Source organism: Micromonospora sp. DT227 (assembly GCF_049841835.1).
Classification (GTDB): Bacteria; Actinomycetota; Actinomycetes; order Mycobacteriales; family Micromonosporaceae; genus Micromonospora.
In genome coordinates this window covers 1,647,929-1,668,562 of record NZ_JBNCLA010000001.1, presented here as the reverse complement: position 1 = coordinate 1,668,562, position 20,634 = coordinate 1,647,929, and the positions used below count along the sequence as shown (strand labels likewise).

The 20,634-nt window shown below is 72.9% G+C and carries 17 protein-coding genes, 1 tRNA gene and 1 other RNA gene; 8 read left to right on the top strand and 11 right to left on the bottom strand.

The features are described 5' to 3' along the window. Nucleotides 1-444: 444 nt before the first annotated feature. Both ACLQ2W_RS08475 and ACLQ2W_RS08470 read right to left on the bottom strand, forming a co-directional pair. Nucleotides 445-1,746, bottom strand: a complete 1,302-nt coding sequence (locus ACLQ2W_RS08475; RefSeq protein WP_425785899.1) for a hypothetical protein — start codon at nt 1,744-1,746, stop codon at nt 445-447. Nucleotides 1,747-1,870: 124 nt separating this feature from the next. After that, nucleotides 1,871-2,770, bottom strand: coding sequence for a lytic polysaccharide monooxygenase auxiliary activity family 9 protein (locus tag ACLQ2W_RS08470; protein ID WP_425785898.1), 900 nt, complete (start codon nt 2,768-2,770; stop codon nt 1,871-1,873). 163 nt (nt 2,771-2,933) lie between these two features. On the opposite strand from ACLQ2W_RS08470, the gene ACLQ2W_RS08465 reads away from it, so the two are divergent. After that, nucleotides 2,934-5,204, top strand: a complete 2,271-nt coding sequence (locus ACLQ2W_RS08465) for a DUF4153 domain-containing protein (RefSeq protein ID WP_425785897.1) — start codon at nt 2,934-2,936, stop codon at nt 5,202-5,204. 50 nt (nt 5,205-5,254) lie between these two features. On the opposite strand, the gene ACLQ2W_RS08460 is transcribed toward ACLQ2W_RS08465, so the two are convergent. Next, the gene (locus ACLQ2W_RS08460) at nt 5,255-6,550 is read right to left on the bottom strand and encodes a M23 family metallopeptidase (protein ID WP_425785896.1); all 1,296 of its coding nucleotides are present in this window, start codon (nt 6,548-6,550) and stop codon (nt 5,255-5,257) included. Nucleotides 6,551-6,624: 74 nt separating this feature from the next. Next, nucleotides 6,625-7,584, bottom strand: a complete 960-nt coding sequence (locus tag ACLQ2W_RS08455) for an AraC family transcriptional regulator (protein WP_425785895.1) — start codon at nt 7,582-7,584, stop codon at nt 6,625-6,627. Nucleotides 7,585-7,655: 71 nt separating this feature from the next. On the opposite strand from ACLQ2W_RS08455, the gene ACLQ2W_RS08450 reads away from it, so the two are divergent. From ACLQ2W_RS08450 to ACLQ2W_RS08435, 4 genes are all read left to right on the top strand, one after another. Continuing rightward, the gene (locus ACLQ2W_RS08450) at nt 7,656-8,144 is read left to right on the top strand and encodes a DUF1772 domain-containing protein (protein ID WP_425785894.1); all 489 of its coding nucleotides are present in this window, start codon (nt 7,656-7,658) and stop codon (nt 8,142-8,144) included. Nucleotides 8,145-8,385: 241 nt separating this feature from the next. After that, complete coding sequence (locus ACLQ2W_RS08445; protein WP_425785893.1) at nt 8,386-9,414, top strand: ice-binding family protein; 1,029 nt, start codon at nt 8,386-8,388, stop codon at nt 9,412-9,414. A 448-nt stretch (nt 9,415-9,862) separates the two neighbouring features. Next, nucleotides 9,863-10,435: a hypothetical protein gene (locus ACLQ2W_RS08440; RefSeq protein WP_425786047.1), complete on the top strand. Its 573-nt coding sequence runs from the start codon at nt 9,863-9,865 to the stop codon at nt 10,433-10,435. After that, on the top strand, nt 10,390-10,776 hold the full coding sequence (locus ACLQ2W_RS08435; RefSeq protein ID WP_425786038.1) for a transposase: 387 nt from the start codon (nt 10,390-10,392) through the stop codon (nt 10,774-10,776). Before ACLQ2W_RS08440 ends, ACLQ2W_RS08435 begins: the two co-directional genes overlap by 46 nt. A 526-nt stretch (nt 10,777-11,302) precedes the next feature. On the opposite strand, the gene ACLQ2W_RS08430 is transcribed toward ACLQ2W_RS08435, so the two are convergent. Further along, nucleotides 11,303-12,178 carry an endonuclease/exonuclease/phosphatase family protein gene (locus ACLQ2W_RS08430; RefSeq protein ID WP_425785892.1) on the bottom strand — a complete coding sequence of 292 codons (876 nt, stop codon included), beginning with the start codon at nt 12,176-12,178 and terminating at the stop codon, nt 11,303-11,305. A gap of 220 nt (nt 12,179-12,398) precedes the next feature. Here ACLQ2W_RS08430 and ACLQ2W_RS08425 point away from each other — a divergent pair, with 220 nt between their 5' ends. Continuing rightward, nucleotides 12,399-13,424, top strand: coding sequence for a family 43 glycosylhydrolase (locus ACLQ2W_RS08425; RefSeq protein WP_425785891.1), 1,026 nt, complete (start codon nt 12,399-12,401; stop codon nt 13,422-13,424). Nucleotides 13,425-13,953: 529 nt separating this feature from the next. Here ACLQ2W_RS08425 and ACLQ2W_RS08420 read toward each other — a convergent pair. Next, nucleotides 13,954-14,026: transfer RNA gene (locus ACLQ2W_RS08420), tRNA-Ala, on the bottom strand. 87 nt (nt 14,027-14,113) lie between these two features. Continuing rightward, a complete protein-coding gene (locus ACLQ2W_RS08415; protein WP_107157788.1) occupies nt 14,114-14,704 on the bottom strand; it encodes a YqgE/AlgH family protein in 591 nt (196 codons plus the stop codon). A 149-nt stretch (nt 14,705-14,853) separates the two neighbouring features. Here ACLQ2W_RS08415 and ACLQ2W_RS08410 point away from each other — a divergent pair, with 149 nt between their 5' ends. Together ACLQ2W_RS08410 and mdlC are read left to right on the top strand one after the other, a co-directional pair. Beyond that, a complete protein-coding gene (locus tag ACLQ2W_RS08410) occupies nt 14,854-15,654 on the top strand; it encodes an S-methyl-5'-thioadenosine phosphorylase (RefSeq protein ID WP_425785890.1) in 801 nt (266 codons plus the stop codon). A gap of 110 nt (nt 15,655-15,764) precedes the next feature. After that, nucleotides 15,765-17,360 (top strand): benzoylformate decarboxylase, encoded by a 1,596-nt coding sequence (gene mdlC, locus ACLQ2W_RS08405; protein WP_425785889.1) that lies wholly within the window; start codon nt 15,765-15,767, stop codon nt 17,358-17,360. 3 nt (nt 17,361-17,363) lie between these two features. On the opposite strand, the gene ACLQ2W_RS08400 is transcribed toward mdlC, so the two are convergent. From ACLQ2W_RS08400 to ftsX, 4 genes are all read right to left on the bottom strand, one after another. Next, on the bottom strand, nt 17,364-18,314 hold the full coding sequence (locus ACLQ2W_RS08400; RefSeq protein ID WP_425785888.1) for a hypothetical protein: 951 nt from the start codon (nt 18,312-18,314) through the stop codon (nt 17,364-17,366). 319 nt (nt 18,315-18,633) lie between these two features. Beyond that, nucleotides 18,634-19,009, bottom strand: a transfer-messenger RNA (tmRNA) gene (gene ssrA, locus ACLQ2W_RS08395). Nucleotides 19,010-19,113: 104 nt separating this feature from the next. Further along, entirely contained in the window at nt 19,114-19,593 is a 480-nt protein-coding gene (gene smpB, locus ACLQ2W_RS08390; protein WP_425785887.1) for an SsrA-binding protein SmpB, read from the bottom strand. Between the two features lie 133 nt (nt 19,594-19,726). Beyond that, nucleotides 19,727-20,602 carry a permease-like cell division protein FtsX gene (gene ftsX, locus ACLQ2W_RS08385; protein ID WP_107157708.1) on the bottom strand — a complete coding sequence of 292 codons (876 nt, stop codon included), beginning with the start codon at nt 20,600-20,602 and terminating at the stop codon, nt 19,727-19,729. Nucleotides 20,603-20,634 lie beyond the last annotated feature (32 nt).

The window sequence follows — 20,634 nt, the reverse complement described above, 5'->3', positions numbered from 1 at the left end:
CGGCGTGAGCCACGTTGATGACGGGCACTGGATGCAGAACCGTCCGCCGGCGAAATGAATCGGTTTCCCGGAGCCCAGCAAGGGACGAACCCGCAGCACGGGGTGGCGGCTCGGATGCGCAAAGAGTACGGAGGGTTAACAGCGGACTTCCAGTTCCTGAAACGTCAGCACCACGACACGTGCAATAAACGAACCGGACCGCAGTGGTTCATAGATAGACGAGGCACATTCCCAGCTCAGGGGCGGCAGACGCAGGGTTTTCACGTTGCCGCGCGACACGCGTCGGGCGCCGTTGAAAAAACTGCGCCACCGCTGCGACGCGGCACGTCGCAACAATGGCGCAGTTGTGAATGGGGACGCCCCGGGTCGGGGCGGCAATGCGTTAATTGGACAGCGGAACGCCACGGTCGCTCGGCGGCACGTGGTCGACGCCGCGCGCCGACGTCAGCCGGACGTCACGACCGGCGGGTGGTCGTGCAGCACGGTGACGAAGTCGGACCGGCCGCCACCGCTCCAGTCGCAGAGCGCGCCCACCGGCGCGACGCCCCGGCACCCCACGGAACTCTCGACCGCCGTGCCCTCGCCCCACTCGTTGTACGTGGTGACGAGCTGCCAGAACGCCCCGGAGGCGGTCATCCGAGCCACCCCGGCCCGCCACCGGTCCAGGCTCCGGGCCAGGAACGGCGAGCGCCCGTACGGCAGCCCGGCCTTCCAGAAGCCCGGCGAGACGGAGTACGCGCCGCCCGGCGCCCCGCTGAAGTCGGCCTCGGCGTGGGCCGGGGCGTACTGGTGCCAGGCGTCCACGGTGACGCTGTTGGCGCAGTGGCGGTAGCCGGAGAACACCTTCAGGCTGAGATAGATGGACTCGCCCCAGAGCCGCTGGAGCAGCGACCGGGCGCGGACCCACCGGTCGACGGTCTCGCAGCCGTCGGCCATGGTCAGGTCGTGGGCGTTGTAGACGAAGACCACCATGCCCCGGCCGGGCAGCACGGCCAACGCCGAGCGGTCCCCGCCGTACGTGCTGCGCAGGTAGTGCAGGTCGGCGGCGATCTGGTCGGGGGTGGGCCGGCCCCTCCCCTCCGGCTCGTAGTAGGGCGCCCAGGCGAACCCGGTGTCCCGGGCCCCCTTGAAGAGCGCCGGCCAGTGCCGGTCGGTGGTGGTGCCCTGACCGAACCAGGAGGCCAGCCCGACCGTGATGCCGCCGTACCGCATGTCCGCCACCTGCTCCCGGACCACCGTCGCGTCCACCGTGTAGCTTCCCCGGCTCGGCCGGTAGTTGGTGTACGGGTCCAGCCCGCCCTGGCGCCACGCCTCCGGGAACCACGGGTAGTAGAAGGCGGCCCGGACGGCGGTCGGCGTCCGCACCACGAGCCGCAGCGCCGCCTGGTGCCGCACCGCCGCGCCGACGCCCTCGACGACGAGCGTGAAGGTGCCGGCGCGGGCGGAGACGGAGGTCTGGACGGACAGGGTGGCCGAGGCGCCGCTCGTCACCGTGGCCGGCGTGACGGTGGCGAAGACGCCGGCGGGCAGGTTGGTCACCCGCAGCGCCACCGGCTGCGGTGCCCCGCCGGTGGTGGCCGTGTCGACGGTCGCCCGGGCCGGATGTCCGGCCACCGCCGTGACGGCGGCGGGCGCGACGGTCAGCGAGAAGTCGTCGGCGGCGACGGGTGGCGCCGCCGACGCGGACGGGCCGACCGGCACGGCGGCGGCCAGCACCGTGAGTACCACTGCGAGACGTAGGAACATCGACACTCCTCTGCGTTGCCTGGCGGGTCCGACACCGGGGCAACGCGGGAGTGACCGGTCGGGTGACTGCGCGGCCGGTCACCGGCCCGCGCGACGACCCGGTCGCGCCCGGGCCGCCGTCGACTCACCAGATCCGGCGCCGCCCGGCGCGATGGTTGCGAACCCCGCACGGCCGCCCGGGCGGTGGGCCGCCGGCCCGCCGCATCCGCCGGCCGAGCACGGCCGCCAGCAGCGCGGTGACGACCACCGCCGCCGCCGCGCCGACGACCAGCGGTCGGGAGAACGGGCCGCTCCCGGTCACCGCCGCGACCGGCACTCCCGGCGCGTCCGCGGTCGCCGCCTCCGAGCGGGTACGCGGGACCGCCGCGCTCGCCGCCGGTGCGGCCGGCCGGGTGGCGCGCGAGGCCGCGCGGAAGATCACGTCGGAGCAGGAGTAGTAGGTGTCCTGGGTGTTCGAGTTCTGCCAGATCACGTAGATCAGGTGCCGGCCCGTGCGCCCGGCCGGCAGTCGTCCCGGCATCTCGTACGCGCCGTCGCGGATCGGCGGGTCGGTCACCGACAGGAACGGCTTGCGCTCCACGTCGGCCCAGGTCAGCCGCGCGTCCGGGGCGTACGAGGCGGTGGTGACGTAGAACCGGAACGTGCCCCGGTGCGGGATCGTGGTGCGGTAGCGGAAGGTGTGCCGGGCGCCGGCGGTGAGCGTGGTGGCCGGCCAGTCGGTCCGGGGCAGGTCCAGCCCGCGGTACGCGGAGAGCCCACCGCTGCACAGCTCGCCGTCCGGAATGCGCTCCCGGTCCCGCCCGTCGATCCGGGCCACCCGGATGTTGTCCCACTCCCGTACCGCCGCGCCGGCCGCGATCGCGGCCCGGCAGGCCGGTGTCTCCGCCCGCCCACCCTCCGGCCCGCACGCCGCCGCGCGGCTCAGCGGGCTGGTCGGCGCGCCGTGGGCGCTCGCCGGGACGGCGGTGAGCAGCAGCGTCGTGCCGATGACGGCGAACGCGACGAGCGCGCGACGTGTGCCCATGTGATCGACCTCCCGCGCACTGGTACGGGCCGGAAGCGGCAAAGGTTCGATCCGCACCGGCGCCACGACCGGTCAGGCTCGGCTGGCCGAACGGACAACCGGGGCGGCGGAGCGGTCGGGGCGGGCCCTACAGTGACGACACCCTGTGATCGAGGAGCGCGTCTTGCCCGAGCCGGCACAGCATTCCGAGCCGCCCCGTCCCGCCCCCACGGACGGGTCCCCGACGGGCGACCCGCCGCCCACCGCACAGCCGTACCTGCTGATGCTGCCCCCGGCGGAGGGCGCGCCGCCCCCGGTGCCGTGGCCCGGCGGGGAGGGCCAACCAGCCTGGGCGATCCCGGTCGTCGTGCCGCCCGGCACCCAGGGCTACGCGCTGTTCGTGCCGCTGGTCCCGGCCGCCGGCCAGCCGACGCCGACCGGCGTGCCCGCCCAGGCCGCGCCGCCGGCCGTCGAGACCTCGTCCAGCGTGCCCGCCCAGGCCGCGCCGCCGGCCGTCGAGACCCCGACCCCCACCGCCCCGGCCGGGCCCCCGGACGCCACGCCACCGACGGCCGGTCCGACGCGCCCGGACGGCGCGCACCCGGACGGCGGCGCGCAGACGCCGGGCAGCGTCCCGGCCACGACGCCGACCAGCACCGGGCCGACCCCGGCGCCCGGCACGCCGGCACCGACGGGCGCCGCCGCACCGGCCGGCCCGCCGTCGGCCCCGGGCACGCCGGTCGCCACCCGGACGGCCTCCGGCACGCCGGCCGTCCCGGCCGTGTCGGCCGCCCCGACGGGCGGCCCGGGCACTCCGACGGCACCCACCGGGCATGTCCTTCCACCGGTCCACGGTGGAGCAGCGCCCGGGCCGGGGCACCAGGACATGCGACCGTGGGCCACCTACCCGCCGGCACCGGGTTGGGCGCCCCGGCCACGGACGCCCCGCACCTCGTTCCTGGGCGCGCGCTGGCCCGGCCCGAAACCGGCCACCGGCCGGGCGGTGCCGCTCGCGGTGCTCGCCGGCGCGCTCGGCAGCGCGGTCTTCGTCCCGCTGAGCCGGGTCGGCATCGGCTGGTTCCTCGGCTGGCTCACGCTCACCCTCGGGGTGCTGTTCGCGGTCCGCACCCGCGCCGCCGAGCTGCCCCGCGCCGACCGGCTGATCCGGGCCGGCTGGGCGGCGGCGGCCCTGGCCCTGCTCGCCGTGCCGGCGTTCCGCAACGCCTGGTGGCTGGTGACATTCTGCGTGCTCGGCGCGCTGGGCTGCGCCACGCTGGCGATCGTCGGCGGCCGGCTGGTCCGCTCGATCCTGTTCGGCCTGGCCGCCACGCCGTTCGCGGCGTTCCGGGGGCTGCCCTGGGTGCGCCGGCACGTCGCCGTCTCGCCGGAGGCGGCGACCGTCCGCAAGGTCACCGTCTCGGTGGTCGCCACCGTGGTGGTGCTTGTGGTCTTCGGCAGCCTGCTCGCCTCGGCCGACGCGGCGTTCTCCGAGGCGCTCGGCAAGGTCGTGCCCGAGGTCGACCTCGGCACGGTGTTCCGCGGGCTGTTCCTGGCCGCGGTGGGCGGGCTGATCGCGGTCGCCGCCGTCTACACGCTGGCCGCCCCGCCGGAACTGTCCACCGTGGACCGGGCGAGCGGGCGGCGACTCGGCCTGCTGGAGTGGGCGCCGGCCATCGCGGCGCTGACGTTGCTCTTCGCCGGCTTCGTGGTGGTGCAGTTCACCGTGCTCTTCGGCGGCGAGCGGCACGTGCGGAAGGTCGCCGGGCTCAGCTACGCGGAGTACGCCCGCAGCGGCTTCTGGCAGTTGCTCTTCGTCACGCTGCTGACCGTGGCGGTGCTCGGCGGGGTGAGCCGTTGGGCCGGCCGGGAGCGGGCGGTCGAGCGGATCCTGCTGCGCGTCCTGCTCGGGCTGCTCAGCGCGCTGAGCGTGGTGATCGTGGTGTCCGCGCTGTCCCGGATGTGGACCTACCAGAAGGTCTACAGCTTCACCGGCGAGCGGATCTTCGTGATGGCGTTCGAGCTGCTGCTCGGCGCGGTCTTCCTGATGATCCTGGCGGCCGGTGTGCGGTGGCGGGGCCGGTGGATCCCCGGCACCACCGTGGCGCTGGCGGTGGCGATGCTGCTCGGCCTCGCGGTGCTCAACCCGGAGGACTACGCGGCCCGGCGCAACACCCTCCGGTACGAGCAGACCGGCAAGATCGACGCCTGGTACCTGCGCGCGCTGTCCGCCGACGCCACGCCCGCCCTCACCAGGCTCCCCGACCCGGTCCGCCGCTGCACGCTGAGCTGGATCGCGGACGACCTCGACCAGCCCGACCCCTGGTACGCCTGGAACCTGGGCCGGTACCGGGCCCGCCAGGCCCTCGACCGGGTCGGTCCGGGTGCGGTCGGCGGTCCGAAGGACTGCCGGCGGGCGGACCAGTTCGACCTGCCGAAGACGCGGCGTCCCCGCTGAGGCCACCGGTCGGGCCGCCCACGCGGCGGCCCGACCGTCCGCCCGGCGGGTCAGGCGGCGTAGATGTGCTTGACGCCACCGAACGCCAGCACGGCCGCCGTGTCACCACGGACGCCGCTGTTCAGGTTGCGCCAGCCGTTGTAGCTGCTCGCCTCGTGCACGTAACCACCGACGACGCTGTAGATCAGCTTCTCGCCGCCGAGGCTCAACGCCGCCAACGCGGTGCCCTGCGCGCCGGAGATCCCGGTCCACAGGTTCCGCCACCCCGCGTTGCTGGCCGCCTCGAAGACCCGCCCGCCGTTCAGCGAGTAGATGATCTTCGTGTCGCCCAGCGTGATCGCCGCCACCGCCGACGCCGCGATACCCGTGTTGAGGTTGCGCCAGCCGTTGGCGCTGTGCGCCTCGTGCACGTAGCCGCCGACGATGCTGTAGACGTACTTCACGCCGGCCAGCGCGATCACCGAGATGGAGGAGGACGCGACGCCGCTGATGCCGCTGTTGAGGTTGCGCCAGCCGTTGTAGCTGCTCGCCTCGTGCACGTAACCACCGACGACGCTGTAGATCAGCTTCTCGCCGCCGAGGCTCAACGCCGCCAACGCGGTGCCCTGCGCGCCGGAGATCCCGGTCCACAGGTTCCGCCACCCCGCGTTGCTGGCCGCCTCGAAGACCCGCCCGCCGTTCAGCGAGTAGATGATCTTCGTGTCGCCTGATCCGATGGAGGCCACCGCGGAACCGGTCACCGCGCCGCCGCTGCCGGAGACCGGCAGCGCCCGCCAGCCGGCGTTGCTGGCCGCCTCGAACACCTGACGCGGCTGGGCGGCGGGATTCCGGGCGATGTATTCGAGCGGACTGATGTATGTCCCCGCCGGGTCGATCATGTGCCAGTGCAGGTGCGGGCCGGTCGAGCTGCCCGATCCGGGCGCGCCCTGCGCGCCGCCGGAGCGACCCACGATGGTGCCTGCGCCCACGCCGGTGCCATCGGCGAGCAGAAACTGCGACAGGTGCAGGTACTGGCTGCGGTAGCCGTCACCGTGGTGAATCGTGACGGTGTGCCCGCCGTCACCGTTGTAGGGGATGTTCTGGACGGTGCCGGCGCCGCAGGCAGGCAGCGGCGTCCCCACCCCCATCCCGAAGTCGATGCCGCCGCGTGAGCCCCGGCTGAGGTGCCCCTCCCAGGTGTCGGTGATCGGGTAGGCACTGAACGGGTTGTAGATGACCGGCGCGGCGGACGCGGCACCGGGCGGCATCACCCCGCCCACCGCCAGCGCGCCCGCACCGAGCGTGGCGACACGCAGCACCGTACGCCGATCGACCCCGCAGCAGCCGCGCTGCCCGCTCTCCGTCATTCCGACCCCTTCCGACACCTGGGCGGCCGGTTCGACTCCGGCCCGCCGGACCCATCCTTAGACGGGCGTGGATATCATTCCGGCTTCCGAGGAGCCGGTCCACCTGTCGACGAACGGTGTTGGCGCGGGCTCGTGCCGTACCGGCGTTTGAACGCGGCGCTCAGCGCGAACGAGCTGCCGTAGCCGACCCGCCGGGCCACCGCGCCGACCGTGGCGCCGGGTTCCCGCAGCAGGTCGGCGGCGAGCGTCAACCGCCACCCGGTGAGGTACGACATCGGCGGCTCGCCGACCAGCCCGGTGAAGCGCCGGGCCAGCGCCGCCCGGGAGATCCCGACGCCGGCGGCCAGCGACGCCACGGTCCACGGCCGGGCCGGATCGTGGTGCAGCATCCGCAGGGCCCGCCCGACCACCGGATCGGCGTACGCCCGGTACCAGGCGGGCGCCGCCGCTCCCGGCCGGTCGAACCACTCCCGCAGCGCGGCGATGAGCAGCAGGTCGAGCAGGCGGTCCAGCACCGCCTCCTGGCCGGGGTCGTCCTTGACGATCTCGGTGGCCAGCAGCGGCACCAGCGGCGAGTCCCAGGAAGCGCGCGGGACCACCACGAGCGCCGGCAACGCGTCCAGCAGCCGCCGGCCGACCGCTCCCCGGACCGGGTACGTGCCGGTGAGCAGCACCGTCCGGCCGTCCGGGCCGTTGCCCCAGGTGCGGACGCCGAGCCGGCTCATCTCGTACAGCTCCTGCCCGTCCGGCGTGGTGCAGCGCTGGCCCGGGTGGACGACCACCTGCGGCGGCGTGGCCGGATCGTCCGCGACGGTGTACGGCGCCGGACCGCGCACGATCGCCACGTCCCCGGCGCCGAGCCGCGCGGCGGCGGCCTCGGCCGGCACCAGCCAGGCGTCGCCGTGCACCACCGCGACCACGGTGAGCGGTGCCTCGTCCCGGATCAGCATCGACCAGGGCGGCGTCAGCATCGAGCGGAGCAGGAAGGCGCCCCGGGCCCGGGGCCCGTCGAGCAGTCCGGCGACGGCGTCCACGGAGACGATTACACACAGGATCGCGCGTCCTGACCATGGGCCGTCCCACCGGACGACGGTTGACTGGGCGCATGCGACTCGTGCAGCAACTGTCGATGATCGGGTCCACGGTCGGGGCCGGGCTGATGGCCGGGCTCTTCGCCGCGTTCGCCTACGCCGTCATGCCGGCGCTGCGCGGGGCCGACGACCGCACGTTCGTGGACGCGATGCAGCGGATCAACGTGACCATCGTCAACGGCTGGTTCCTGCTGATCTTCCTGGGCACACCGGTGCTCGCCGCGTTGTCGGCGATCCTGGCCTGGCGCGGTGCCGGCCGCCCGGCGCTGCCGTGGATCCTCGTCGGTCTCGCCCTCTATCTGGTGATGGTCGCCGTCACCGCGGCGGTCAACGTCCCGCTGAACGACGCGCTCGCCGCGGCCGGGGCGTCCGACCTCGACGCTGCTCGACAGCAGTTCGAGGGCACCTGGGTCGCCTGGAACGTCCTCCGCGCGCTCGCGAACTCGGCCGGGTTCGGCGCGCTCTGCTGGGCGCTGGTGGTCGCCGGCCGCACGACCGGCTGAGGCCCACCAACACCTGAGATCGACTCACTATAGTCGAATTGTATCGTTTGCACAACTATTTACACTGCTGGGTGATTTGGTGGTCAATGCACATCCTGTGCCACACGTGTCACCTGAGCAGGGCCGGTCACATGACATCCCTGCGAGTAGTACCCACGGAGGGTGTTCTGTGAAAGTCCGAACCGTTCATCGCCTGAGGCGGGCGGCCCCGTCAGTACTCGCTGCTTCCGCGAGTGCCGCCGTGGCCGTCGCCATGCTGATCTTCAACTCCACCGCGGCCAGCGCGGCGGACGCGCCGGTCAACCTCGGCACGGCCGGCAACTTCTCCGTCCTGGCCGGTGCCGAGCCCACGAACACCGGCCCGAGCTTCCTCGCGCAGAGCCTCGGCAGGTTCCCGGGCAACACCGCATCGGGCTTCGGGACGGCGACCATCGGCGGTGAGGTCCACCTCGGCGACGCGGTCGCCCTCCAGGCCCAGAGCGACCTGACCACGGCCTTCAACGACGCCGCCGGCCGGACCCCGTTCACCAACCTGCCCGCGGAACTCGGCGGCAACACCCTCAACGCCGGGGTCTACCGGATCGGGGCGGCGCAGCTGACCGGGACCCTGACGCTCAACGGGCAGGGCGACCCCCAGGCGGTGTTCATCTTCCAGGTCGACTCCGCCTTGACCACGGCGTCGAACAGCAGCGTCGTCCTGATCAACGGCGCCTCGGCATGCAACGTGTTCTGGAAGATCGGCAGCTCCGCGACGCTCGGTACGGGCACCACCTTCCTGGGCACCATCATGGCCCAGGCGTCGGTCACGATGGCCACGGGCGCGAACCTTCAGGGCCGTGCACTGGCTCGAACCGCGGCCGTCACTCTCGACACCAACGTCATCACCGCCCCGGTGTGCGCCGGACCGACCGGCCCACCCGGACCGACCGGCCCACCCGGACCGTCGGGGCCGCCCGGTCCGTCGGGCCCACCCGGCAGCCCCGGCGCACCTGGCGCACCAGGTAGCCCCGGTGCACCCGGCAGCCCCGGCGCCCCGGGCAGCCCCGGCGCCCCGGGCAGCCCCGGCGCACCCGGTCCTTCGGGGCCGCCCGGCAGCCCCGGCGCACCTGGCTCTCCCGGCCGGCCGGGCGGTCCCGGCAAACACGGCGGCATGTTGCCGGTGACCGGTGGCGGCACGGCCCCGGCCCTGGCCGGGGTGGGAACTTTCCTGATCACCTCGGGCGGAATCATGTTCTTCCTCGCCAGGCGTCGCCGGACACTCCAGTCCTGATCGGAGGGCCCGGCCGGTGACCTGCCGGCCGGGCCCACCGCCTACCGCCGTGACCGCTGTCCGGTCGCGGCGAAACGGAATAACGCTCACTAACAGGACATAACCACGGGCACTGCTCGCCCCAGCGACAGAGCCCGGAGTGACATGACAAAACCCCGGTGAGGATCGTTCCTCACCGGGGTTTTCGCTCGGGTCGAGCCGAGGGGACTCGAACCCCTGACAGTGATGATGTGGGAGCGGGTCACCCGGCCGGTCTGACTCACCCTCTGACTGACCGTGGTGTCTTCTAGGGGATTCGTCGGCTTGTCCGGGTGACCCGCTGCTGCACTCACCTGCTGGGCGTTCGTGACCTGACAGGAGCCTGTGCAAGAGGTCCCGTCACCAGGAGCTTCCCACGTCGGCGGCGGGCTACCGGCAACTACTGGCCTGGCTACGCCGATTCGGGCAGGTGATCAAGGTTGGGGTGGAGGGCACCGGCACCTACGGTGCGGGACTGGCCCGCCACCTCACCGCTCAGGGCGTCGCTGCGCCGGAGGCCCTGCGCCACGACCTCAGCCAGCCGGGACCACCGCTGGTCGACCGGTGCGCCGCGCTACCCGTCGACGAGACCCGAATCACCGATCCCGTCGAGGCCCACCAAAGCCGCCCTGACCGCCATCGCCGCCCGGATCCAGGCCCCGACCGCCGAGATCACCCAAGCCGACCTGCGGCTATCTCCTGGCAGGCCACCAAGACGTGGAAGGCCAGCACCGACCCCGACTTCGCCACGAAGATGCGCCGAATCCTGGACCTCTACGACCACCCACCCGCCGACGGGCGGGTGATCTGCGTCGACGAGTTCGGGCCGCTGAACCTGCAACCCCGCCCCGGCCGCGCCTGGCGACCCGTCGCACAACCAGTGCGACTGCGGGCCACCTACACCCGCGACCAAGGCGTACGGCACATGATCGCCGCCCTCGACCTGGCCGGCGCAAGCTGCACTACCGGATCCGTGATCGGAAACGCTGGCGCGAGTTCCTGACCTTCCTCAAGACCCTGCGCCGCCGCTGGCCCGACCAGCGCCTCTACCTGATCTGCGACAACTTCTCCCCGCATAAGCACCCCGAAGTCCGCACCTGGTGCGCCGCCAACCAGGTGGACCTGGTGTTCCTACCGAAGTACGCGTCCTGGCTGAACTGGATCGAGGCAGAGTTCGCCGCGGTAGGCTACTTCGCTCAACGGCACCGACCACCGCAGCCACCCGGAGCAGGACGCCGCCATCGGCGCCTACATCCGATGGCGCAACCAACGCGCCAAACCAAAACCGGATTCGCCACCGGCTCCAAGATCCGCCACCCGGATCACCCGTTCAAGGCTGCATGACGCGGCACTAGATCGGGAGGATCTCGCCGCGCTGGACACCGACGCCGGGGCAGCCACGCTCGCGCGGGCATACACCGCGGCGTCCGGCACCACCGCCCCGGCCAACCCGGGTCCGGCACCTGTCCACACTGCGTTCGGCGCTGGCCTGGTGGCGCGGGTCGGCTGGCTGGATCACCGGCGACCCCACCGCGGGCTGGGTCCGGCCGAAGGTAGCCGTGGACACCACCCGGGCGTTGACTCGCGACCAGGTCGCCGCGCTGTGGCGCCTCGACGTCGGCCTGCGCGACAAGTCGCTGTGGAGGCTGCTCTACGAGACCGCCGCCCGGGCCGAGGAGATCCTCACCCGACCGTGGCCAGGCAGGGCCGCCCAAGGACGGCAAGACCGAGTGGGTGTTCTGGCAGACCGGCGCCGCCATGCTGCTGCCCCGGGCTACTCGCCGGCCGCGCTCGCGGACCGCCGGGTCGGCGACCACGACGCCGGTCCCGGTCACGACCGCGGGCTCGTCGGGACACCGCCCCCCGGGGATCACGGCGCGATGCTGAAGGTGGCGACCACCCCGTTGTGGTCGGAATTGGTGCCGCCCACGATGGCATAGTCGGTCATCCACATCTCGCGGTATTCCTCGACACGCTTCCAGAAGTAGATGTAGTCGATGTGCCGGTTGCCGTGCGTCCCGGTCCCCTTCTCGCCGTAGAGGTTGTAGCAGGACCGCAGGTTGGGCAGTTCGTTGGCCTCGAAGACCTGCCACGGGAACTTCGCGTACCCGTAGGCGCGGTCGGCGCTGAAGTCGACGTTGAGGTCACCGCTGACGATGATCTGGCCGGCGTCCTTCTTGCTGGCCGCCAGGTCCTTGAGGGCCTGGAACTGCTGCTCGGCGCAGCGGGTACGCGGCAGGTCCTCGGGCTGCCCGCCGCTCTCGATGCTGGCGTTGGCGTGCGCGTTGAGGTGGAAGACGCTGCGCCCGGTCGGCTTGTGCCGGTAGCGGACCCAGTTGTTGTACCGGGCCGGTGGCACCTCGCCCGGCCCGTTGGTGTCGCACACGAAGTTTGACCCCTTGTCGAGCACGTCGAACATGCTCTTGCGGGCCAGCAGCGCCTCGTTGGCCGCCTGGGTCGGCTCGGGCGCGTACAGCCACCAGCCGTTCGCGGCGGCCCAGTCCTGCAGGAACGCCCGGCGGTTGCCCACCTCGTTGAGGCCGACCAGGTCCGCCCGGGACGTGATCAGTTGCAGGTCCTGGGTGAACTGGGCCTGGTTGAGCTCGTAGAGGATGTTCAGCGTCGCCGCCCTGAAGGTGGCGTTCGCGGCGGCGGCGGGAGCCGTCGGCACCAGGCTCACCAGCAGCACGGCCGTGCCGACGAGGGCGCCCGCGCTGCGTGCCGACCACCGTCTTCTGTGTTGCATGGGGCAATCCCTTCCCGAGGGGTGCGGACCGGCGCGTCGCGGCTCGGATGGGGGATCGCCCGGATCGCCGCCGGCCGGGCAGCTCGGCTACCGCAGCTGCACATTAGCACCACATTGACCAGACTGAATGGCGATTGTTGACAGCCGGGCGGTGCTACCGGCACGCTCGGCCGTGCCCACCGACACCACCCGCCGCACCGCTGTCGCGCCGAGGAGACCCATGCGTCCACGAGGGACCCGACGCCCGTTCCTGGCCGCCGTCCTGGCGGCGGTGGTCGCGGTAGGCGTCGCCGCCGCGCCCGCCGCGGCCGCCACCCCGCAACCGGTGTACGCGCCGGCCGGCGGGATCGCCGATCCCGGAGTGGTCAGACAGGGCGACGCCTTCGTCGTGTTCGCCACCGGCGGCCGGGCCCCGGCGTACCGGGCTGACACCGCGTCGGGGCCGTGGACCGACCTGGGCGCGGTGCTCGGTTCGGTGCCCGACTGGGCCGAGAGCGGCGCGGTGTGGGCGCCGGACGCGGTCCATACCGCCACCGGGTGGGTGCTCTACTACTCGGCGCCGGCCAAGGGCAAGGACGGGCAGCGGTGCATCGGCGCCGCTACCGCCGACACCGCCACCGGGTCGTACACCCCGGTCGGCGCCGCGCCCCTGATCTGCCCGGGTGGCGCGCACGACGCCGAAGACGCGGTGCCCGGACGGCCGGTCGCCGCCGCCGGCGTGATCGACCCGTCGCCCTTCGAGGACGCCGACGGCCACCGGTTCGTGCTCTACAAGACGCAGCAGACACCCTCGTCGATCCGGATGCTGCGGGTCGACGACACCGGCACCCGCGGGGTCGGCACCGTCAGCCGCGAACTGGTCCGCAGCGACGGGATCATCGAGAACCCGGTGCTGCGCCAACGCGGCTCCACATTCGTGCTGTTCGCCTCCCGGTACGGCTACCAGAACTGCAGCTACGCCACCGTCTATCTCACCTCCACCGACCGGTGGGACTTCCACGGCAGGACGGAGCGCCCGCTGCTCACCACCGGCGGCACCGGGATCTGCGGCCCGGGCGGCGCCGACCTCGTCCCCGCGTTGGTCGACGACGAGCAGCGGATCTTCCTGCACGGTTGGATCTGCGCCGGCACCGCGCCGTGCCGACAGCAGGCCGACGGCTCGCTGCCCAGCACCGCCCGCCGCGCGCTGTACGCCGCGATCTTCCGCTGGGAGGGCGCGACGCCGCGCGTCGGCGCGTTCCTGTGACAGCCCGGCTCGACACCGCGCGGGGCACCTTCCGGTGCGCGGACGACGCGACACCGCGCGTCGGGGCGTTCCGCTGACGGCCCGGCCCGACGCCGCACGTCGGCACCTCGCGCTGACGGCCAGGCCCGACGCCAGGCGTCGGCACATCGCGGTGATCGGGCCGCCGGGGCCGGCCCCCTTGACGGCCGCCGGCGACCCGACCGGCGTCACTCGCCGCCCGGCCGGCCCGACCGGCGGCCCGGACGGGCAACCACGACCGCGGCGATCTCCGCCTGGCTCGGGCACGCCAACGTCGCCTTTCACGATAAAGACCTACGTGCACTCGCAGGACGAGGCTCTGCGGGCCGCCGGCGGCATGCTGACGGCGGCCTACGGGACACCACGGCAACGCCCGGCAGGGAGCGTCACGTCGCACCAGGATGTGACACGCGAGGCTGATGTGAGAAACCGTGAGACGCCGGGCCGGAAAACGAATCAGCGACCTGGTCGATGATCACTCGACCAGGCCGCTGACCTGCAATTTCAAGGGTGGAGCCGAGGGGACTCGAACCCCTGACCCCCACACTGCCAGTGTGGTGCGCTACCAGCTGCGCCACGGCCCCTTGCGATCGTCCCCGGTCACCCGGGCACGGGAAGAACTATACACACGCCGCCCGCCATGGTCATCTCGCGGGGTCCCCCCGGGCGGATCAGTTGAGCGCCACGTCCGGCGGGAAGTGGGCCACCGCCGCCATCATGCCGCCCTGCCGGCGCAGCACCATCGGCCAGAGATCGTCCGGCCGGTCGACGAAGGCGTCACCGGGCAGCGCGTCCAACACGAACCAGGACCCCTCCTCGATCTCCCGCTCCAACTGGCCGGCGCCCCAGCCGGAGTAGCCGGCGAAGACCCGGATCCCGCCGACCGCGTCGCGCAGCTTCTCCGGGTCGACCGAGAGGTCGATGGTGCCGACCGCGCCGGAGACCCGGTGGAAGCCCTTGACCGGTTGGACCGGGTGGCGCATGCGGGCCAGGCAGATGGCCGAGTCGGGCTGCACCGGGCCGCCCTCGAAGAGCACCGCCGGCTCGCGGGCCAGGTCGCTCCAGTCGCCGAGCACGTCGGCCACCGGGACCTCGGTGGCCCGGTTCAGCACCACGCCGAGCGCGCCGCCGGGCTCGTGGGCGACCAGCAGCACGACCGTACGGTCGAAGTTCGGGTCCTTGAGCACGGGTGTCGCGACCAGCAGCCGTCCGGTCATCGACTCCATGGCTCGGCCACCGATCGCCTGCCCCTCACCCTGCATGTCCGACACCCGTCAGCCGTGCGCCCGCGCGGGCCCTCCGTCGTCGACCGTCCACGCTGTCAACGCCATGTCACGCACCATAGCTTGCGTCCCGCCCGCTGGCTAAGGTCTGACCGTCGGGTGATCGCGACGGATCGAGGGAGGACCGGATGGCGGCGCAGGCGGAACTGGCGGTGATCGGCGGGTCGGGTCTCTACGCCCTGCTCGACGGCGTGGAGCACGTGGTGGAGACCCCGTACGGGGCGCCGTCGGACCCGATCACGGTCGCCGAGGTGGGCGGCCGGCGGGTGGCGTTCCTGCCGCGACACGGTCGGGACCACCGGCACCCCCCGCACCTGATCCCCTACCGCGCCAACCTGTGGGCGTTGCGCTCTCTCGGCGTACGCCAGGTGCTGGCGCCCTGTGCGGTCGGCGGGCTCCGGCCGGAGCTGGGTCCGGGCACGTTCGTGGTGCCGGACCAGCTCATCGACCGCACCAGCGGGCGGGCGCAGACCTACTACGACCAGGGGGCGGTGCACGTCTCGTTCGCCGATCCGTACTGCCCGGCCGGTCGGCGGACGCTGCTGGACGCGGCGGCCCGGCGGGACGTGCCGGCGGTGGACGGCGGGACGGTGGTGGTGGTCGAGGGCCCGCGTTTCTCCTCCCGTGCGGAGTCTCGCTGGTTCACCTCGATGGGCGGCGCGGTGGTCAACATGACCGGGCACCCGGAGGCGGTGCTGGCCCGCGAGTTGGCCCTCTGCTACTCGTCCATCGCGCTTGTCACCGACCTGGACGCGGGCGTCGAGGCGGGCGAGTCGGTCACCCAGGAGGAGGTGTTCCGGGTCTTCGCGGAGAACACCGACCGGCTGCGCGAGCTGCTGCTGGACGCGGTCGCCGCGCTGCCCACCACGCGGGACTGCCCCTGCGGGACCACGCTGGACGGCATCACGCTGCCGTTCCCGCTGCCCTGAACCCCGGCGAAGCACCCGAAAAGTCCGCCCCGGCCCGCTAGATTCGGTGGGTCGGGGACCGGGCGCCACGCCGTCCCCGGCACCGCGGCCAGGGACGGAGGCAGCCGGCGATGGCGACGGTGCGCGAGGCGACCCACGACCTGCTGCGCGCGCTCGGGTTGACCACCGTCTTCGGCAACCCCGGCTCCACCGAGGAGCCGTTCCTCGCCGACTTCCCGGCCGACTTCCACTATGTGCACGCGCTCCAGGAGGCGTCCGCGGTCGCCATGGCCGACGGCTACGCGCAGGGCACCGGGCGGCCCGCGCACGTCAACCTGCACACCGCGCCGGGCACCGGCAACGGCATGGGCAACCTGGTCACCGCCTGGCACAACCGGACCCCGCTGATCGTCAGCGCCGGCCAGCAGACCCGCGAGATGCTGCTGATCGAGCCGCGCCTGGCCAGCCCCCGGGCGGTCGAGCTGGCCCAGCCGTACGTCAAGTGGGCGCACGAGCCGGCCCGCGCGCAGGACATCCCGGCGGCGTTCATGCGGGCGTACGCCACGGCGGCGCAGCCGCCCACCGGGCCGGTCTTCCTGTCCCTGCCGATGGACGACTGGGACCAGCCCGCCGACCCGCCGCCGCCGGTGCGGACCGTGGCCACCCGGATCGGGCCGGACCCGGACCGGCTGCGCGACTTCGCCACCACGCTGGCCACCGCCCGCGCCCCGGTGCTGGTGCTGGGCGCGGCCGTGGACCGGACCGACGCCTGGCCGGAGGCGGTCGCGCTGGCCGAACGGCTGGCCACCCCGGTCTGGGCCGCCCCGGCACCGGAACGGGCCGTCTTTCCCGAGGATCACCCGCAGTTCCGGGGCGTGCTGCCGTACGCGATCGGGCCGCTGTCGGCGGCGCTGCGCGGCCACGACGTGGTGCTGGTGGTGGGCGCCCCGGTGTTCCGCTACTACCCGCACGTGCCGGGCGACTACCTGCCCGGCGACGCCCGGCTGCTGCACGTCACCGACGACCCGGACGAGGCGGGCCGGGCCCCGGTCGGGGAGAGTCTGCTCGGCAACGCCAAGCTGGTGCTGGCCGCGCTGCGGGAGCTGCTCCCGCCGACCGACCGGCCCGCGCCGCCGCCCCGGGATCCGCCCGCCCCGCCCGAGCCGGCCGAGCCGCCCAGCGCGGACGCGCTCTTCGCGGCGCTGGCCGCCGCCTGGCCGGCGGACGGGGTGCTGGTGCAGGAGTCACCGTCCAACCTGGCCGCACTGCGCCGCCGGCTGCGGATCGACCGACCGCGCTCGTACTTCACCATGGCCAGCGGCGGACTCGGGTTCGGGCTGCCGGCGGCGGTGGGCCTGGCGCTGGCCGAGCGGGACACCCGGCGCGGCCGGCCGGTGGTCGCGGTGATCGGGGACGGCTCGATCCACTACTCGGTGCAGGCGTTGTGGACCGCGGCGCGGCTGGGCCTGGCGCTGCCCGTCGTGGTCCCGGTGAACCAGCAGTACGCGATCCTGAAGGCGTTCGCCGAGCTGAAGCACACCCCGGGCGTACCGGCGCTGGACCTGCCCGGACTGGACCTCACGGCGGTGGCTCGCGGCTACGGCTGCGCGGCGGAGGTGGTGGCGTCGCCGGACGCGCTCGGGCCGGCGCTGGCCCGGGCGCTGAACGCGGACCGGCCCACGGTGCTGCCGGTGCCGATCAGCACCGAGATACCCCGGATCCTGTGACCCTCACCCGCCGGTGCGGACGATCAGCGGCGTGCCGCTGCCGACATCCAGGACCGTACGGTCGCCCAGCGGGGCGGCGAGCGTGACGCTGACCGGCTTCATCGCGAGTTGCATGGTGCAGGGGCCGGTGGCGGTGACCACGGCGGCGCCGACCACCACCACGTCCGGTCCTTCCCGCACCAGCGGGGTCGGCGCGCCGTCGCAGGCGCCGACGCCGACCAGGTAGTCGAGCCGGTCGGCCGCCACCGTCCGCAGTTCCTGCGCGGCGACCAGGCCGGCCGGCAGCGGGCCGGTGTCCGCCGCGCCGCCGGGCACCGTGCCGACCGCGCGCGGCGCGACCGCCAGCCGGGCCACCGGCGCGGCCAGTTCCGCCACGGTGAACAGCCAGGCCGGCACGTCGGCCCGGCCCCGGCTGGTCCACACCGGCGCGCTGCCCAGCCGCACCGAGGTGACGGTGAGCGGGATGCACGGGGTCGGCGCGGTGGTCGACACCGGGTCGTCCGGGCCCGGCGCGGCGGTCGCGTCGGCCGGCTCCGGTCCACGGGGGCGACCGTCGCAGGGCGGCGGATCGCCCCGGTCCAGTTGGGCGTACGCGTCGGCGGCGCTGACCAGCGGCACCCGCAGCACGCCGTCGGGGAAGCGGATCGAGCCCTGCGGCGGAACGGCGGTCGGCATCGCGATCTGATCCCGGTACCAGCCGGCGGCGAACGCCGCCCTGGTCTCCTCGGTGAAGCCGGGGTCGCCGCCGAGCACGGTGGCGTCCTGGAGCGGCACGTACCCGTCGCGCCACTGCGGTCCGGGCCGCCACCGCGCGGCCACCTCGTCGGCGCGCTGGGTGAACGCGGGGCGCTGGTCCGGCGCGGCGGGCGACGGCGCGCCCGACCCGACGCCGGGCGCGGCGCATCCGGAGAGGACCAGCAGCGGCAGCCCGAGCAGGGCGATCGATCGGCGCATACGGATCAGACGCCGATCCCCCACCTCCGGTTCCCAGCCTCCCCCGCTCCCCACCCACCCCGCGCGCGCCTCCCCGCCGTCCCATGCGCCTGTTTCACGGAAAGAGTGGCCTTCGGGGCCCGGTTAGCCACTATTTCCGTGAAACAGGGCACCGGGCGTCGCGGCCCCCGGAGGCGAGGGCGTCATGGCCCCGGGGTGCGGGAGCGTCACGACCCCCGGAGCGCAGGGGCGTGGCGCCCCCCGGAGCCGGGGCGTCGCGTTCGGGGGCGGGGAACGACTGTGCGCCCCGGTCCGGTGGACCGGGGCGCACAGGTCAAGGTGGTGGAGGTGCCGGGAATCGAACCCGGGTCCTTCGCCGGTTTGTCAGGGCTTCTCCGAGCGCAGCTCGCTGTGCCTCTACTCGGCCCCACCGCTCACGCGAGCAAGTTGGTGTGACGGGCCCAGTCGCTGATTAATCTCGCCGCACGGACCCCGCGACCGGGTCCGATTGGCCAGCCTTCTAGCTGATGCCGGCTAACTGGGTCGAAGGCACTCCCAGGCCGACAGACTTGCTACTCGCCTCAGGCGGCGAGAGCGAAGTCAGCGCGATTGTTCTTGGCGCTTATTGGTTTCCGACGACCGATTCTCGAGACGACGTCGGCTTCCTCGGCTCGCTTCCCCTGTCGCTGCGTACGAAGTCGAAACCAGTCACCCCCTCGACAGGCCACCCATGTGGTGGCACTGACAAGCCTAACGCCTCCCGCAACGGGTTTCATCCCGAGCCCCGCCCGGACGCGCCGAACCGGACGAACATGACGAATCAGTCGTCCATGCCCTTGCCGCGCCGGCCCGCCGCCCGCTGGATCTCCCGGTCGGCGTCCCGCTTGGCCAGATCCTGCCGCTTGTCGTACGACTTCTTGCCCTTGGCCAGGGCGATCTCGACCTTGGCCCAGCCGTCCGAGAAGTAGACCTGCAACGGGACCATGGTCAGGCCGCCCTCGCGGGTCTTGCCGATCAGCCGGTCGATCTCCAACCGGTTGAGCAGCAGCTTACGGGTCCGCCGGGGCTCGTGGTTGGTCCAGGTGCCCAGCGTGTACTCCGGGATGTGCATGCCGTGCAGGTACAGCTCGCCGTCGCGCTCCTGGGCGAACGCGTCGACCAGCGACGCCCGACCGGCCCGCAGCGACTTCACCTCGGTGCCGGTCAACGCCATGCCCGCCTCGTACGTGTCGAGGATGGCGTAGTCGTGCCGCGCCTTCTTGTTGGAGGCGACCACCTTGCGACCCTTTTCCCGTGGCATCGGCGCCACCCCCTTTCCGCCGGCTCCCCGGCCGGCGGCCGACGAGCGAAGATCATGCTACCGGAACCACAAGAGCCCTCCCGCGCCGTTTATTCCGGCACGGAAGGGCTCTTCGCCAGAGCCGTACGGGTAACTAGACCCGCAGGTAGAAGCGGAGCGTGACCCAGGCGGTGATGGCGCTGACCAGGCCACCGACGGCGGCCATCAGCGGGAAGGTCAGGAAGATCTCGGACCAGGAGATCGGGGTGATCAGGCCCTCCAGCGCCGCCATCGAGCTACCGGCCGCGAGTGTCTTCACGCCGATCAGCGCAAGCAGGCCGAGGATGGAGCCGATCAGGCCGGCCACCACCGCCTCCAGCACGAACGGCGCCTGGATGAACCAGTTCGAGGCGCCGACCAGCTTCATGACCGCGACCTCACGGCGCTTGCTGTACGCGGCCACCTGGATGGTGTTCGCGACCAGCAGCAGGGCGGCGGCGGCCATCACGATGGCCAGCGCCAACGCGCCGTTCTGGATGCCGGTGAGCACGCCGAAGACCTTGTCGAGCAGCTTGGACTGGTCGACGATCGTGTCGATGCCCTCGGCGGTCTTGTACTGGTCGTAGATCTGCTTGTACTGCTGCGGATCGTTCAGCGTGAGCCGGAACGACTCCGGCAGTTGGTCCGGCTTGACCGCGTTCACCAGGTCGGGCGCGTCGGCGTACATCTGCTGGAAGCGCTTGTACGCCTCGTCCTTGTTGACGTACGTGACGTCCTTGACCAGCGGGTCGGCGTTGAGCTTGGTCTCCAGGTCGGTCCGCTGCTGCTCCTGGACGTCGGTCTTCAGGAAGATCGACACCTGGACGTTCTCGTAGTAGAGATCCTTCATGTCGCCGACCTTCTGGTACAGAAGGCCGCTGCCGCCCAGCATGAACAGCGACACCGCCATGGTGATGATCATGGCGACCGTCATGGTGACGTTGCGCCACAGTCCGACCAGTACCTCGGACAGGACGTACTTCATCCGCATCGGGATATTCCTCCGGCTCTCCGGCGTGAGGT

Excerpts from the sequence above, each read along its gene's own strand:
- ACLQ2W_RS08475 (WP_425785899.1), bottom strand. The coding sequence starts at position 1,746 with ATGTTCCTACGTCTCGCAGTGGTACTCACGGTGCTGGCCGCCGCCGTG.
- ACLQ2W_RS08470 (WP_425785898.1), bottom strand. The coding sequence starts at position 2,770 with ATGGGCACACGTCGCGCGCTCGTCGCGTTCGCCGTCATCGGCACGACG.
- ACLQ2W_RS08460 (WP_425785896.1), bottom strand. The coding sequence starts at position 6,550 with ATGACGGAGAGCGGGCAGCGCGGCTGCTGCGGGGTCGATCGGCGTACG.
- ACLQ2W_RS08450 (WP_425785894.1), top strand. The coding sequence starts at position 7,656 with ATGCGACTCGTGCAGCAACTGTCGATGATCGGGTCCACGGTCGGGGCC.
- ACLQ2W_RS08430 (WP_425785892.1), bottom strand. The coding sequence starts at position 12,178 with ATGCAACACAGAAGACGGTGGTCGGCACGCAGCGCGGGCGCCCTCGTC.
- ACLQ2W_RS08425 (WP_425785891.1), top strand. The coding sequence starts at position 12,399 with ATGCGTCCACGAGGGACCCGACGCCCGTTCCTGGCCGCCGTCCTGGCG.
- ACLQ2W_RS08415 (WP_107157788.1), bottom strand. The coding sequence starts at position 14,704 with ATGCAGGGTGAGGGGCAGGCGATCGGTGGCCGAGCCATGGAGTCGATG.
- ACLQ2W_RS08410 (WP_425785890.1), top strand. The coding sequence starts at position 14,854 with ATGGCGGCGCAGGCGGAACTGGCGGTGATCGGCGGGTCGGGTCTCTAC.
- mdlC (WP_425785889.1), top strand. The coding sequence starts at position 15,765 with ATGGCGACGGTGCGCGAGGCGACCCACGACCTGCTGCGCGCGCTCGGG.
- ACLQ2W_RS08400 (WP_425785888.1), bottom strand. The coding sequence starts at position 18,314 with ATGCGCCGATCGATCGCCCTGCTCGGGCTGCCGCTGCTGGTCCTCTCC.
- smpB (WP_425785887.1), bottom strand. The coding sequence starts at position 19,593 with ATGCCACGGGAAAAGGGTCGCAAGGTGGTCGCCTCCAACAAGAAGGCG.
- ftsX (WP_107157708.1), bottom strand. The coding sequence starts at position 20,602 with ATGCGGATGAAGTACGTCCTGTCCGAGGTACTGGTCGGACTGTGGCGC.